This window comes from Mesorhizobium sp. ISC11 (genome assembly GCF_037162595.1).
Taxonomy (GTDB): Bacteria; Pseudomonadota; Alphaproteobacteria; order Rhizobiales; family Rhizobiaceae; genus Mesorhizobium; species Mesorhizobium ciceri.
The window spans coordinates 613,091-627,703 of sequence record NZ_JAVSPW010000001.1 but is presented as its reverse complement, the minus strand read 5'-3'; the positions used below and the strand labels follow the sequence as shown (position 1 = coordinate 627,703).

General features: G+C 63.4%; 14 protein-coding genes. 2 read left to right on the top strand and 12 right to left on the bottom strand.

The window, feature by feature from the left end:
- Positions 1 to 82: 82 nt before the first annotated feature.
- The 3 genes from RPF88_RS03290 to RPF88_RS03280 all read right to left on the bottom strand — a co-directional run bounded on the left by RPF88_RS03290 (position 83) and on the right by RPF88_RS03280 (position 3,868).
- Positions 83 to 1,111 (bottom strand): sugar ABC transporter substrate-binding protein, encoded by a 1,029-nt coding sequence (locus tag RPF88_RS03290; protein WP_013530838.1) that lies wholly within the window; start codon positions 1,109 to 1,111, stop codon positions 83 to 85.
- Positions 1,112 to 1,177: 66 nt separating this feature from the next.
- Positions 1,178 to 2,164, bottom strand: coding sequence for an ABC transporter permease (locus RPF88_RS03285; protein ID WP_013530837.1), 987 nt, complete (start codon positions 2,162 to 2,164; stop codon positions 1,178 to 1,180).
- Positions 2,165 to 2,404: 240 nt separating this feature from the next.
- Positions 2,405 to 3,868 carry a DHA2 family efflux MFS transporter permease subunit gene (locus RPF88_RS03280; RefSeq protein WP_063168532.1) on the bottom strand — a complete coding sequence of 488 codons (1,464 nt, stop codon included), beginning with the start codon at positions 3,866 to 3,868 and terminating at the stop codon, positions 2,405 to 2,407.
- A 121-nt stretch (positions 3,869 to 3,989) separates the two neighbouring features.
- On the opposite strand from RPF88_RS03280, the gene RPF88_RS03275 reads away from it, so the two are divergent.
- On the top strand, positions 3,990 to 4,991 hold the full coding sequence (locus RPF88_RS03275; RefSeq protein ID WP_337121685.1) for an ornithine cyclodeaminase family protein: 1,002 nt from the start codon (positions 3,990 to 3,992) through the stop codon (positions 4,989 to 4,991).
- Positions 4,988 to 6,469: an HAL/PAL/TAL family ammonia-lyase gene (locus RPF88_RS03270; protein WP_337121684.1), complete on the top strand. Its 1,482-nt coding sequence runs from the start codon at positions 4,988 to 4,990 to the stop codon at positions 6,467 to 6,469. The genes RPF88_RS03275 and RPF88_RS03270 overlap by 4 nt, the downstream gene beginning before the upstream one ends.
- 9 nt (positions 6,470 to 6,478) lie before the next feature.
- Here RPF88_RS03270 and purU read toward each other — a convergent pair whose 3' ends face one another.
- The 9 genes from purU to RPF88_RS03225 all read right to left on the bottom strand — a co-directional run bounded on the left by purU (position 6,479) and on the right by RPF88_RS03225 (position 14,613).
- The gene (gene purU, locus RPF88_RS03265; protein WP_337121683.1) at positions 6,479 to 7,360 is read right to left on the bottom strand and encodes a formyltetrahydrofolate deformylase; all 882 of its coding nucleotides are present in this window, start codon (positions 7,358 to 7,360) and stop codon (positions 6,479 to 6,481) included.
- Positions 7,357 to 8,157 (bottom strand): 3-methyl-2-oxobutanoate hydroxymethyltransferase, encoded by an 801-nt coding sequence (locus tag RPF88_RS03260; protein ID WP_063172545.1) that lies wholly within the window; start codon positions 8,155 to 8,157, stop codon positions 7,357 to 7,359. The genes purU and RPF88_RS03260 overlap by 4 nt, the downstream gene beginning before the upstream one ends.
- 34 nt (positions 8,158 to 8,191) lie before the next feature.
- On the bottom strand, positions 8,192 to 8,506 hold the full coding sequence (locus RPF88_RS03255) for a MocE family 2Fe-2S type ferredoxin (RefSeq protein ID WP_013530832.1): 315 nt from the start codon (positions 8,504 to 8,506) through the stop codon (positions 8,192 to 8,194).
- 11 nt (positions 8,507 to 8,517) lie between these two features.
- On the bottom strand, positions 8,518 to 9,600 hold the full coding sequence (locus tag RPF88_RS03250; RefSeq protein ID WP_337123846.1) for a fatty acid desaturase family protein: 1,083 nt from the start codon (positions 9,598 to 9,600) through the stop codon (positions 8,518 to 8,520).
- Positions 9,601 to 9,649: 49 nt separating this feature from the next.
- Complete coding sequence (locus tag RPF88_RS03245) at positions 9,650 to 10,831, bottom strand: aldose 1-epimerase family protein (protein ID WP_337121682.1); 1,182 nt, start codon at positions 10,829 to 10,831, stop codon at positions 9,650 to 9,652.
- A 16-nt stretch (positions 10,832 to 10,847) separates the two neighbouring features.
- A complete protein-coding gene (locus RPF88_RS03240) occupies positions 10,848 to 11,630 on the bottom strand; it encodes an ATP-binding cassette domain-containing protein (RefSeq protein WP_024501560.1) in 783 nt (260 codons plus the stop codon).
- Positions 11,627 to 12,631, bottom strand: coding sequence for an ABC transporter permease (locus tag RPF88_RS03235; protein WP_337121681.1), 1,005 nt, complete (start codon positions 12,629 to 12,631; stop codon positions 11,627 to 11,629). The genes RPF88_RS03240 and RPF88_RS03235 overlap by 4 nt, the downstream gene beginning before the upstream one ends.
- Positions 12,632 to 12,689: 58 nt before the next feature.
- On the bottom strand, positions 12,690 to 13,634 hold the full coding sequence (locus RPF88_RS03230) for a sugar ABC transporter substrate-binding protein (protein ID WP_337121680.1): 945 nt from the start codon (positions 13,632 to 13,634) through the stop codon (positions 12,690 to 12,692).
- 64 nt (positions 13,635 to 13,698) lie between these two features.
- A complete protein-coding gene (locus RPF88_RS03225; RefSeq protein WP_013530826.1) occupies positions 13,699 to 14,613 on the bottom strand; it encodes a sugar phosphate isomerase/epimerase family protein in 915 nt (304 codons plus the stop codon).

The window sequence follows — 14,613 nt, the reverse complement described above, 5'->3', positions numbered from 1 at the left end:
CGGCTGCTGCTATTCCATGAGGGGACGAGGTGACCGGATCCTTCCGGTCACCTCGCTTGTACTTCAGTCGAAAAGGTGCGGCTTACTTTGCCGCCGCCGCTTGTGCCTGCAGCGCCTTCAGGTCCCAGCAGCTGTCGGGCTTGAGGTCGGCCTTGGTCGTCGCCTTCTCCAGCGTGTAGATGTAGGTGTGCGAGGTGCCGGCCGGCTGGCCGCTCTGCAGCAGGAACTTGATGATGGCGTTCATGTCGCCCGACTGGCGAGCAAGATCGGTCATCACCACAGCGCCATAGGTGCCGTCGACCAGCTTGTCGCAATCGGCCGCCTTCTCGCCGCCGCCGGTGGTGACCAGGAACACCTTGCCGTCGAGTTTGGCATCGCGGATCGCGGCGGACGCGCCGGTGGCGTCGCCATCCCAGAAATCGATGATCGAGCAGATATCCGGGTTCTGCTGCAGCATCGTCGTCGTCACGTTGCGCGAGGTCGTCGCATCCCAGTTGGAATCGGGCTTGGCCACCACCTTGAAGTCGGGATTCTTGTCCAGCACCTTCATGATGCCGGCATACTGATAGAGGCTGGAGGAGTTCGCCTGGTCACCCTGCACAAGGCCGATCTTCTTCGACGAGTTCGGGCCACAGCCCTTGATCGCCGCTTCGGCCTCGAGCTGGCCAAGCCGGTCCCAGTCACTGCCGATAAAGGCGTCGGCCGGGAAGTTGGCGGGATTGTCGACCAGGATGACATAGGTGCCGGCGGCCTGTGCCTTCTTCATCAGCTTGGAATAGGAGTTGAGGTCCGGCGCGTGGATGATCAGCACATCCGGCCTGGTGTCCGAGGAGATGGCGTCCGTGATCGCCTGCGCGCCGGCATCGACGACCCAGTTCGGGTCGCGCGTCTCGAACACGCCGCCCCAGGCCTCGACTTCGGTCTTCAGATAGTGCGCCCAGCCCTGCGCCAGGTCGAAGCCCATTGCCAGCGGCACCAGCATGACGCGCTTGCCCTTGAGCGCCTGCGCGTACGCAGCCGGCCCCGGATCGTCGGCGGCGAAGGTTGGCGCCACGAAGGCGGTGACAGCGAGCGCCGTGGCGGCGGCCATGAGTGTCTTGATCAGTTTCATGTCGGATCCTTTTGCTTTGGTCGTTGTTATCAGCGGCCGGCCCCAACCGTCCGCCGCAGTTCAGGTCTAAATGTCGCCCTGCTGGGCGGTCTGCTCGTCACGTGGATTGATGATGCCGTCGACGATGATGGCGCCGAGCAGGATCGCTGCCTTGATCAGGTTCTGGTAGAGCAGCGGAATGTCGATGATGGTCATGGCGTTGAGCAGGATGCCGATCAGTGCCGCACCGACCAGCACGTTGCGCACCCCGCCGCGCCCGCCCGACAGGCCGATGCCGCCGATCACCGCCACCAGCACGATGTCGTAGAGCAGCGTCGAATTGACGACGCGGGTGTTGATCGAATGCAGGCTCGCCGCCGTCAGCAGGCCGGCGACCAGAGCGACGAAGGCGGAAAGCACATAGCGCAGCACCAGCATCGGCCGCACCGGCATGCCGATGTTGCGGGCGGCCACCGGATTATCGCCGGCAAAATAGATATAGCGGCCCCATTTGGTGTAGCGAAGGAACAGGAAGAACAGGAACGCCAGGCCGGCGAAGACGAACACCTCGATGGGAATGTCGAGGAAGCGCAGGCCACCGAGCAACTCGACCCAATGGCCCTGCGGCACCGGCACGGCATCCTGCGTGATCAGTTGCGAGCGTACATAGCCGAAGACGAAGGAGCCTGTCGCCAGCGTCACGAAGATCGCCGGCACGTCGGCATAGGCGACGAGAAAACCATTGAGCAGGCCGATGGCCAGCACACCGGCCAGCACATAGGCGAAGGCAAGCCCGTCCGGCGTCCCCGAATTCAGCAGTTGCAGGTACCAGGCGACCGACATCGCCATGATCGCGACGGCAGAGAGGTCGATGCCGCGGCCGATGATGACCACGGCCATGCCGAGCGCAAGGATGCCCAGCACCGACACGGAGCGGACGATGGCGACGAGATTGTTGGGGTCGATGAAGCCTGGCAGGCCTATAGCCGCTGCAACGAACAGCACCACGGCGATGGCAAAGACAATGCCTTCCTGGTTCAGGCTCCTGAAATTTGGCCAGCCGATGGTGTTCATGTCTGCGTTTGCCCCGATGGCAGCGCTGCCATCCCTGGGAAAGAACGCTAATCGGCCCAACGCCGGTTCGTCAAATGAATCCGCGCCCGGAACCCAGGCCGGCTGCGATATTTATCGAGTGGACGCATCGATTGCCGAAGCTGGCGCAATGCGCGGAAAACTCTGCGCTTTTGGCAATTGGTTGCGCCATTGCGGCCGCACGCGAAAGCGCTGCACCAAGGCAAAGGGACAGGACGGAATTTATCTCCGCATCAGGCGGAAAAATCGATCTGAATTTCCCGGCGAGTGCCCGGAAACCTCCGCGCCCGCACCTGGCGGGAGCACGAGAAAACGCAGCGCCGCCACCAGCCCGATGGCGCCGATCACCAGAAAGGCTACTCGAAAATCCACAAGATCGAGAGCGGGGCGATCCCTGACGATCTGCGACAGATTAAGGATCGCCGCCGCCACCGCGACGCCAAACAGCATCGCCACCTGCTGCAGCATCGAGGACAGCGTCGCCGCGGAGCTTCGTTGCGACGCATCGATGTCGGCGAAGGCCAGCGTGTTAAGGGCGGTGAACTGCATCGAGCGCGACAGGCCGGCAATCAGCATCAGCGCCACCACCAGCGCTTGCGGCGTCTGCGGCGAGATCGCTCCGCAAGCCATGATCGAGGCCGAGGCGATGATGCCGTTGACGACCATCACCGAGCGGAAACCGAAACGGCGCAGCGTCGGCGTGGTCACCGTCTTCATGCCGAGATTGCCAAGGAAATAGGCCAGGATCATCAAGCCGGCATCGACAGGCGAAAGGCCGAAGCCAACCTGGAACAGCAGCGGCAGCAGGAACGGCGTGGCGTTGATCGCCACCCGGAAAATGGTGCCGGCGGCAAGCGTCGAGATGGCGAAGGTCAGCACCTTGAACGAGGAGAGATCGAGCAGCGGATGCGGCGCGCGCCTGAGATGGCGCACCGCCAGCCAGCCGAGGACGATGCCGGCTACGATCAGCAGCGCTGTCGGCAGCACGCCGTCCTCGGGATGCGCGATACGCTCGAGACCGTAGAGCAGCAAGGCAAGTCCCGCCGATGTCAGGAAAAAACCGGGCCAGTCGAGCGGCTTGGGGTCGGCCTCGCGGTCGCCTGGGATGAAACGGGCGACCAGCGCCAGCCCGATCACGCCGAGCGGGATGTTGATGAAGAAATTCCAGTGCCAGGACAGATAGGTGGTGATGAAGCCGCCGAGCACCGGCCCGACCACCGGCGCAAACAGTGCTGGCCAGGTGATCAGCGCCGTGGCGTTGAGCAGTTCGGATTTCGGCGCATTGCGCAGGACGAGAATGCGCCCAACCGGCGTCATCAGCGCGCTGCCGAGCCCTTGCACGACACGTGCGGCGACGAACTGGGTCAGGGTTTGCGAGAGGCCGCAGGCGAGCGAAGCCAGGGTGAACAGGACGATCGCCAGCAGGAAGATGTTGCGCGCCCCGAACCGGTCGGCGAGCCAGCCCGACAGCGGCACGAACACCGCCATGGTCAGCATGTAAACGGTGATGCCGATGCTCATCGCCACCGGCGACACGCCGAAGGAGGCGCCCATCTGCGGCAGCGATGTCGAGATGATCGTCGAATCCAGCAACTGCATGAAGAAGGCGATGGCGACGATCAGCGCCACGCGCCGCGCATGGATGGCCGTTTCGGACAAGGTTGCGGTCTCGGGAATGGCAGTCATGACGGAACCGGTTTGAACAGCATCTCCCCGGCGGCGTCCAGAGACGTCGCAACAAACTTTCGTGTGCCGCCATGGCCTGCTATGGAATGGATGGGGCCGTCGAGGAGAGTATACGCGTAACATGAAGCCCATCTACATCGACTACCTCAATGCCCTCGACATCGATGCCCTTGCCATGACTGATGGCGAAATCATCGCCGCCGTCGAGGCTGGCCTGGTGGCGCAAGGCAAGGGCCAGACGGTGATCGAACCGCGCGTCCATCTCGAGCCGGACCCGTCCTTCCACGGCCATTTCAATGTGTTGCGCGGCTACGTCGCGCCGCTCGACACGGCCGGCGTCAAGATCGTCGGCGACTATGTCGACAATTACCTGCATGGCCTGCCTTCCGAATTCGGCATCCTCAACCTGTTCGACCCGCGCACCGGCGCGCCGCGCGCCATCCTCGACGCCACCGTCATCACCGACATGCGAACCGGCGCCGTCACCGCCATCGGCGCCAGGCATCTGGCGCGCAAGAATTCCAAGGTGCTGGCCCATATCGGCGCGCGCGGCACCGCCTACTGGAATGTGCGCCTGCTCGACCATCTCTTCGACTTCGACGAGATTCGCGTCCATTCGCGCCGCCCGGAAAGCCGCGACGGTTTTGCCGCCGAACTCTCCGCCGATCTCGGCAAGACGGTCACAGCGGTGGCCGACTGGAAAAGCTGCATCGAGGGCGCCGACATCGTCGTCGAGGCCTCGCGGCTGCCGGAGCCGCAGCCGTTGCTGAAGACCGAATGGATCAGGCCCGGCGCGCTGGTCGTGCCCTATGGCACGATGAGCGCGGTGGAACTGTCGTTGACCGACATAATGCAGAAAATGGTCGTCGACGATTGGGGCCAGTGCAAGGGCGGCAAGTTCGGCTCGCTACGCGCCCATGTCGAGACCGGGCGGCTGAGCGAGAAGACGCTGCATGCCGAGCTCGGCCAAATCGCCGCCGGCCTGAAAGTTGGGCGCGAAAGCGACGACGAAACGATCCTGTTCTGGCATCGTGGCCTGTCGCTGTCTGATATCGCGTTGGGCAAGGCGATGCTGGCCAAGGCGCGGGCGCAAGGCATCGGTCAGAGGCTGCGCTTCGCATGAGCGCGCTCGTCCTCACCGGAACCGGCGTCGGCGTCGGCGATGTCGCTGCGGTCGCCCGCGATGGGCGCAAGGTGGAGATCGGACCCGATGTCATCGGCAGGCTTGAGAAGGCACGAAGAGTGCTCGACCAGGCTGCAGCGTCCGGCCAGCAGATCTATGGCTTGAACACCGGGCTCGGCGCCAATCTCGGCACTGCTGTAGAGGGCGATGCCGGAGCCTTCCAGCGCCAGTTGCTGGAGGGACGCAGCGGCGCCGTCGGCGAAGGATTGCCGGTCGATGCCGTGCGGGCAAGCATGGCCGCGCGTGCAGCGATGCTGTCGGTTGGCGGATCCGGCCTTTCGTCTTCCGTCTTCGTTGCTTTGCTCGACGCGCTCAATGCCGGCGTCCATCCCGTCATGCCCTCGCTCGGTTCGATCGGAGCCGGCGACCTGGTGCTGATGACGGCACTCGCCCGCATGCTCACCGGCGAAGGCGAAGCCGACTATCAGGGCCGTCGCATACCGGCGGCCAAGGCGCTGATGATGGCGCGCCTCGCCCCGATCAGCCTGGCGCCCAAGGACGGGCTATCGCTGATCAACGCATCGGCGGTTTCCGCCGGCAGCGGCGCACTTGCGGTGACGGATGCCCTCACTGCCCTGGCCCAGCAACAGCATGCCGGGGCTTTGACCATGGAAGGTTTTGGTGCCAACCGCACCATCCTCGACCCGCGCCTGCATATGGCGCGCCCGGCAGCCGGCCAGCAGGAAGCAGCCAAGGTGCTGCACAATCTGCTCGTCCGAGACGACGCGCCGGCACCGACCACCTTGCAGGACCCGCTGTCGATCCGCTGCATGTCGTCGGTCCATGGCGCACTGATCGAGGCGATCGGCCAGGCGAGACAGGCTGTCGAGATCGAGCTCAACGCCGCCGCCGACAACCCGCTGGTGCTGGGCGATGATGAACTGGTACTGTCGACCGGCAATTTCCACACCGCCGCACTGGCGCTCGCCTTTGAGACGCTCGGCCTGGCGATCGCCCAATGTGCCGCGGCCAGTGCCGCGCGCTTCATCCAGCTCACCGGTTCGGGCCGCAATGGCCTGCCGAAATATCTGTCGCCGGTCGGCGCCGCCTCCGCCGGCTTCGTACCGCTACAGAAGACAGTGACCTCGATCCTGGCCGCCATCCGCCATAAGGCCAATCCGGTGATGCTCGACTTTCTGGCCGTGTCGGAGGGCGTCGAGGATCACGCCACGCAGACACCTCTGGCGGTTGCGAAATGCGCAGGGATGATCGCGCTGTGGCGGCGGCTGATCGCCTTCGAATTGATGGCCGCCGCGCAGGCCGTCGACCTGCGCGACGGCTTCACGCTGGCGCCGCGCACCGCCGCAATTCACACGGCAATCCGCGCTCTCGTCCCCATGCTGAAAGAGGACCGGCCGCTCGGTATCGACGCCGAAGCGCTCTACGCCGCGCTCGCCGGCGGAAATTGGCCGGCCTGACGCGGCTTCTCAGAAGACGACGGTCTTGTGGCCGTTGAGCATGACGCGGGCTTCGAGATGCAGCTTGACGGCGCGCGCCAGTACCCGGCTTTCGATGTCGCGCCCGACGGCGACGAAATCCTCGGCGCTCATCGCATGGGTGACGCGTTCGGTCTCCTGATCGATGATCGGGCCCTCGTCGAGGTCGGAGGTGACGTAATGCGCCGTCGCACCGATCAGCTTGACGCCGCGGTCGAAAGCCTGGTGGTACGGCTTGGCGCCCTTAAAGCTCGGCAGGAACGAATGGTGGATGTTGATCGCCCGTCCGAACAGCCGGTCCGACAGACCTTTTGAAAAGACCTGCATGTAGCGCGCCAGGATGACCAGTTCGGCCCCTGTCCGCTGCACCAGGTCCAGCAGCTTCTGTTCCTGTTCGGCCTTGTTCTCCTTGGTGGTCGGCCAATGGTGGTAGGGAATGCCCTCCAGCTCGGCGAAGCGGCGGGCATCCTCGTGGTTGGAGACGACGGCTGCAACCTCCGCGTTCAGCCAGCCGACCCTGATCTGGTACAGCAGATGGAGAAGCGCGTGGTCGAACTTGGAGACCATGACGATGATCTTCGGGCGGCGTCCCTGATCGACCAGCGCGATCTTCATGCCGAAGCGGTCGACGCTCGATTCCAGGGCCCGCGCCAGACTGTCCCCGGTCGAGCCTGGCGGGCTGATGAAGGCGATCCGCATGAAAAAGCGATTGGTCTGCCGGTCCCAGAACTGGCTGCTTTCGGCGATGTTGGCGCCGTTCGCGGCAAGCTCCGCCGTGACGGCGGCGACGATCCCCGGCCGATCCTCGCAGGAAAGCGTGAGAATATGAACCGGCGCGGCCTCGTCCGTCGCATCATTGCCTTGAGATTTCACGCCCCGTCGACCCTCTTCATGAACAGGCTGAGTTCAGCCGGATCCATATGCACCACATGCCTGTCTTCGGGATAGGCGAGACTGTTCACGTCGGCAACATATTCCGAAAACGCGGCGATACGCTCGGCCTGCAAACGATCATATTCGGCGGCGAAATTGCGATACACCTTGGAATGACGGGGCATGTGGCCACGGTTCTGGCCGAGAATGTCGTCGGCGAACAGATATTGCGCATCGCAACCGGTACCCGCTCCCATCGACAGCATGATCAGCGACGTCCGCTCCGAGATCGTCTTGGCCACCTCGACCGGCACCACCTCGATCTCGGCGCCGATGGCGCCTGCAGCCTCCAGCTGCTTCACCGCCGCGAAGATATCCATGGCGGTGTCGGCGGTCTTGCCGACCGCCTTGAAGCCGCCAGTCCAGGTCGCGCGAGAAGGAATGAGGCCAACATGGCCGATCACCGGGATATTGTCATCGGCCATCCGCTTGATCGTGGCGTAGCCGGCGCTGCAATAGACCGCGTCGGCGCCGGCCTTGTAGAGCCGGAAGGCCCAGCGCACGAAATCGTCCGCCGTGCCGATCTCGTAGAAATTGTCGCCCGGCATGGTGAACAGGCTGGGCGCCGCGTCGCGGTACTCAGGGTTGAGCACCAATTCGGGCGGCACCGAGACGATGTCGACCCCTGCGCGCTCCGCGGCCTCGGCCTCGTCCATCGTCAGCACACGCAGCATGGTCAGCTGTCGCTTGCCCTTCATGGCGCGCAAATCCGCCACCGTCGGTCTTTTTCGGCTCATCAAAAGGGTTCCCTCAGTTGCATTCGGCGGCAGGTCAGCCGATCTGGATCATCACTTTGCCAGCCTCGACCTTCACTGGATAGGTGGCGAGATTGACGCATACCGGTGCGCCTCGAGCCACGCCCGTCTTGTAGTTGAAGCGGCCATTGTGCTTGGGGCATTCGATGATGTCGTCCATCACCAGCCCATCGGCCAGATGCGCCTTCTCATGCGTGCAGTATCCGTCGGTTGCGAAGTACTCGTCATCGGGACTGCGATAGATGGCGAAGGTACGGCCGCCATGATCGAAGCGGATGACATCCTCTTCCTCGACATCGTCGACGCCACACGCTTCAACCCAGTCGGCCATCTGCTTTTCCCCTATTCCGCCGCAGCCGGAATGGTCAGTGCATGGAATTCGTCCCGATACGGCCGCGCCGTCGGCGGCAATTCACGTTTGAGGAAATAATCCTCGTACTGAAGCTGCTTCAGCAGCACCGGCCAGACCTCGCGATAGGCATGCCACATCGAAGGGTTCGGCTCGGGCAGATCGTGCTTGATCAATTCGTGCAGCCTCGGCAGCGCGTGATAGGGCACCATCGGGAACATGTGATGTTCGACATGATAGTTCATGTTCCAATAGATGAAGCGGCTGATCGGGTTCATGTAGACGGTGCGCGTGTTCAGCCGGTGGTCGGTGACATTGTCGGCCAGCCCGATATGCTGCAGCAGGCCGGTCAGCACCATGTGCCAGCTGCCGTAGAGGCGCGGCAGGCCGATCAGCACCAGCGGCAGGAACGACCACAGATAAAGCGCCAGCCCGATCGCCGCGACATAGATGACGACATGCCAGCGCGCGGCTGTGACCACCTTGTGAAGCTCCATCTCGGGAATAAAGCTTTTCTCGTCCGGCGAGATGCTGCCGAACGCATTGCGCAACAGCGTCGGCAGCGAATAGCGGAAATCGAGAACACCGGTGAAGGCGAGTGCGGCGCGCAGCAGGTCCGGCGGACGCATCACCGCGATCTCGGCGTCGCGGCCGACGATGATCGTGTCGGTGTGGTGGCGGGCATGGCTCCAGCGCCAGGTCACCGGATTGCGCATCAGCATGAAGCTGGCGATCTGGTAGACGGCATCGTTCATCCAGCGTGTGCGGAAGGCGGTGCCGTGGCCGCACTCGTGCCAGCGCGAGTCGCTGGACGAGCCGTAGAGCACGCCATAGACGAGCAGAAACGGCACCACCCACCACGTGCCCCAGAACCAGGCGATCCCGGCGGCGGAACCCAATATGGCAACGATCCAGATGATCGTGTCGCGGATCGCCGGGCCGTCCGAGCGCTGCATCAGCTCTTTCATCGCCTTGCGCGGCACATCGGTGTGATACCACTCGGCCGAGGCCAGCCCGGTCTCGATCGCTATGCGCGTGCTTTCCCCGACCAGGCTGTAGTCGCGCTTTTTCTCCATCACATCGACCTCCGATTTCCGGCCCGCCAGCCGGAGCGTTCGTTTCGCCTCATGCCCTGTCCGCCAATCCCGGAAAATGTCCCGACGGCGCAGGATAATCCTGTTGCGGCTGCCTGGCGATCGACGCGATCTTTGCTTCGGCCTCGGCGATCGCGCCGGCGCCGTCGAGCACCCGGAATACCGCGTCGTAAGAACGGCTTTCACTATGCTCCAGCCAGATCATCTCGCCCCGCTCGCGCGCCGCGAGATTGCCCAAGACATGGTGTGTCGAGGGCTCTATGCCCAGCGCATACTGCCCCGCCTGAAAATTCTGCCATTGATAGGCGCAAGGCAGCTGGTCCTTGCGCGTCACCACTTCGAAGCCGAGCCCGAGCTGATCGTTGACCACTGCCACCGGCACCTCGCCATTGGCGCCCGCCGCCATCTCGTGCTGCCAGACCTGCTCGCTGAAACCCGATTGTGGCGCCGGCATCGTGCGGTAACCCACCTTCTGCGCCTGGTAGCGCTCGCCGGCATGGCCAGCCCAGACGACGTCGCGGATCGGCGCCAGATAGCGCGAACCCTCGTCGAGCAAGGGATGGCTGACATTGACGTGGTAGAAATACATATGCGGCGTGCGGTTGAAACCGTGGTTGACGACGCGATCCGACAGCCGGATCTCGTTGCCGCCGACATCGGCCTCGATACGCCGGATCAGATGCAGATCCTCGCCGAACACTGCCGATTGCTGCACGGTGCCTTCGGCCCACAGCACGCAGCGGTCGCCGTCCCAGGTCTCGCCATAACCGGTCAGCCGCGCCGGAATGGTGCCGACGCGGCCATGCAGCGAATGGATCACGGTCTTCCTGCCCGGGTAGTTGTAGCTATCGGCCGGCACTTCTTCCCGGCCCAATATGTGGTCGAGGCCGCAGGTGACAAGCAGCCCTGAAAAGGAGCGCGCCCAGGCGAGCCCCCCTTCCCCCTCATAATCGTGCAGGCCGGGATGGCGAAAACCGCTCGGCGAATGCCAACCGATCGCCTGTCCCTTGAAGTCGCAGTCAGCGATGTCGAGCGCCCGGTCGACCAGCGCCGTGAAGCGCAGGCCCGAGCCGGTGCGGAACTCCAGCATGCGGATGCCGCGTTCCACCCCGTCGCCAAGCGTCATCAGCCGCACGCCGGCAAATTGCGACAGCATGCCCGAACGTTCCGACACCTGCCGGCGCGAAAGCGTCTTGCCGTAGAGTTCTACCATGTGACGGCCAACTTCTTCACTTCGCTCTCGTCTCTTTCAGCAGCGCCGACATGTCGGCGCCGGTGATGATGCTTTCCACGGTCAGGAGATCGGTATCGGCAACCGTCTGCTCGGCGACGATCTCGCCGCGGCGCATGACGATGATGCGGTCGGCGACCTGGAACACGTGATGGATGTTGTGGGTGATCAAGAGCACGGAATGACCGGCGTCACGCACCTCCTTGACGAAGCGCAGCACGCCATGGGTTTCCTCGACACCGAGATTGTTGGTCGGTTCGTCGAGGATGATGACCTTGGCGGCGAACTGCATGGCGCGAGAAATCGCGATCGACTGCCGCTCGCCACCCGATAGCGTCGAGACCAGCGCATCGGCGTCGAGTTTTTTCGAGATGCCGACGCGCTTCAACAGCGCCGACGCCGCGTCTCGCAATTTGGCGAAATCGAGCGGCGCGAACACGCCCAGCCATTTCAGCTTGACCGGCTCGCGCCCAAGGAAAAGATTGCGCGCGATGCTGAGATCCGGCGCAAGAGACGTATCCTGGTGGATGGTCTCGATGCCGAGGTCCATCGCGTCGCGTGTCGAACGGATCGAAACCTTTTCACCGCGCACATAGATGTCGCCACGGTCGATCGGAAACACACCGGAAATCGCCTTGATCAGCGTCGATTTGCCGGCGCCGTTGTCGCCGAGCAGGGCCACCACCTCGCCTTCCTTGAGGGCAAAGGACGCATTCTTCAGTGCGCGGACGCTGCCGAAGGATTTTTGCAGATTTTGCAGCCGGAGAACTTCCATCGTCAGCCCCTTGCGGCGTTCTTCTGCAGCAAAGCGTGCAGGATGAGCATGGCGAGGATGATCAGGCCGACGAAGATGTTGTAGGCGAGGCCCGGCACGCCGATCAGCACAATGCCGTTGCGGATCGCGCGCAGCATCAGCGCACCGACGATGGTGCCGAGGATGGTGCCGCGTCCGCCGGTCAGCGCCGTGCCGCCGACCACCACCATGGCGATCACTTCGAGCTCGTAGCCGGTGCCGGCCACCGGTGAAGCGGCCGAAATGCGGAAGGCGCTGATCATGCCGGCCAGCCCCGCCAGAACCGAAGTCAGGATGAACAGCCACACCTTGACGGCGTCCGCCGGCACGCCACGCGCCACCGCCGCGTTGCGGTTCGAGCCGATGGCGCTGATCCAGTTGCCGAGCTTGGCATAGCGCAGCACGTAGATTGCCAGCAGCGAGAGACCGATGAACCACCACAGCGAGGTGTAGAACCGGAACGAGCCGACATTGAAGCTGCCGGCCAGCAGCGTCACGAAAAAACCCGGCTGGTCCCAGGATTTCAGCGGAAAGCCCTGCGTGATGTAGAGCGCTGCCCCACGCACCACGAGCAGCATCGACAGCGTGACCAGGAAGGACGAAATGCCGATCTTGGTGACGATCAGCCCGTTGATGGCGCCGATGGCGATGCACAGCAGAAGCCCGGCCAGAAGGGCGACACCTATATCCACGCCGCCGTTCTGCACCAGGAGCATGACGACGACCGGCGCCAGCCCGAACACGGCGCCAACCGACAGGTCGAACTCGCCCGCCGTCAACAGCAGCGTCATGCCGAGCGCGATGATGCCGAGCTCGGGCAGGAACGCCATCATGTTGGAGATGTTGAGCGGCGACAGGAAATTGGCATCGGCAATGGCGAACACCGCGAGCAGGACAATGAGGATGACGAGCGAGGAGAATTGCGGCGAGCGCATAAGGCTCGATCTGCGTTTCCCGACAGGCATTTCGTCTTCTGCGGCGATCGTCATGACTGCTTCAACCATGCTTTGAAGAGACGCCCGCGGCTTGCGCCGCGGGCACCGGTTTTCACTTCGTGTCGTAGAGTTTCAGGATCGGTTCGACGCTCGAGGCGTCGTAGAGGCTGAACGTGTGGATGTCGTAGCCGATCGGCTCACCCGAAGCGGCGAGCCCGAGCAGCGCCACCGGCATGAAGCCCTGCGCAGACGGGAACTGCCAGGCGGCCGCGTTGACGAAACCGGATTTGACGGCTTCCGCGGTTTCCTTGGAATTGCCCCAGCCGACGACCGGGATCTTGCCGGCCGGCACGCCGGCGCCGTCGAACACCCGCTTGACGCTGGCCGCGACGGAATCGCCAAGCGCGATGATCGCCGGCGGATTGTTGGCCACCATGTAGTCGGTCATCTTGGCAATGATGCCGGCCGGGTCGGTGCCGCAATCGACCACATCATATTTGATCCCCAACGGATCGAAGACACTGGCGATGCCTTCGGTCTCCAGCTGCTGATAGCTGGCGCCGGGCACTTCCACCGGCAGGAACACCTTGTCGCCCTGCTTCACCATCTTGTGGTCGACAAGATACTTGGCCCAGGTGACCCCCGCCTCCTTGAGATCGGCACCGACATAGGCTTGCCGTCCGGTCGCCGGATCGTCGGTGTTGAAGAACACGATCGGGATGCCGGCCGCCTTGGCCGCCTTCACCTCTTCCGTCCACAAGCCCGGCTGGGCCGAGGTGGTGGCGATGCCGTCGGGCTTGGCCGCAAGCGCGGAATTGAAGGCCTCCTTCTGCGCCGCCATGTCGCCGCCGCTGAATGAGATTTTGCAGGTCACCTTGAGCTGGTCGCAGGCTTTGGTCGCGCCGGCATTCCAGTCCAGCCAGAACGCATCCGACGGACCGCCATGCGACAGCAAGTAGAACGTCTTCTGGCCATCCTGCGCCATTGCCGGCGCGCTCAACGAGACGCCGGCAAGCAGCGTTACGGCAGCCGCCAGTTTCAATGCGAATTTCAACATTTTTTCTCCTCCCTTACTTTGGAACCGAACCGCGCCGCCGCGAACCAGCGGCGCGAGAAGGCCGTCACAGACCGTTGGCGCGGAACTTCCCGTCGAGGAATTTCTTGGCCCTCGGCACGTCGTCTTCCGAGAGATGCTCGATGATCACCGGGATGTTCGGATGCTTTTCCGCCAGCCGCTGGAGATAGAGGTCGTAGTTCAGCGAACCGAGGCCCGGTGCCGGCAACTCGATCTCACCGACGCCACGGAATGTATGGCTCTCCAGCGCGTCCTCGTCGCCGATATCGGCGTGCTTCTCGGACTTGTCGCCGCCCGAACGCTTGACGTCCTTGGCGTGAGCTATTCTGATCTTGTCGGTCAGCGTGTCGAACACCTGGTTCAGGATCTGGTCCATCCTGTCGATGTTATGCGTCTCGAAATAATTGGTCGGGTCCATCAGCAGACCGAGGCCGGGGTGATCGACCTGCGCGAACATCTTGACCGTCTCCTCGACCGAGCCGACGACGTTGTTGACATAGGTTTCGAGCAGGAAGACCGCGCCGTGGTCATAGGCCGTCTGGGCAAGGTCGGCGACCACTTTGCGGCATTCCTCGAACCCTTCCTCGGTCTTGTTCTTGGGGTGATGCACCCAGTCGGATTCGGTGTTGTAGGTGCCGGTTTCCGAGATCACATACGGACTGCCGAAATGGCGGGCGTTGCGGATGATCTCTTTGAGGTAGCCGACGCGCTTGTCGCGCTCGGCCTTGTCCGGGTGGATGATATTTGTGTAGCCGGAAATGCAGCACACCGGCAGGTGATGATCGCGGAAGACGTCGCGTACCTTCTTGGCCTTATCCTTGGTGATCTGCCCCGCCGACAGGTCGACGTCCTTGAAGTGGAGGTCGAGTTGCACCGTGTTGAAATCGAGCCCGCGGATCTTCTTCGCCGTCTCTTCGAGGCCGTACGGGAAATAGCCCGTGAAAATACCTGCCTGCATCAT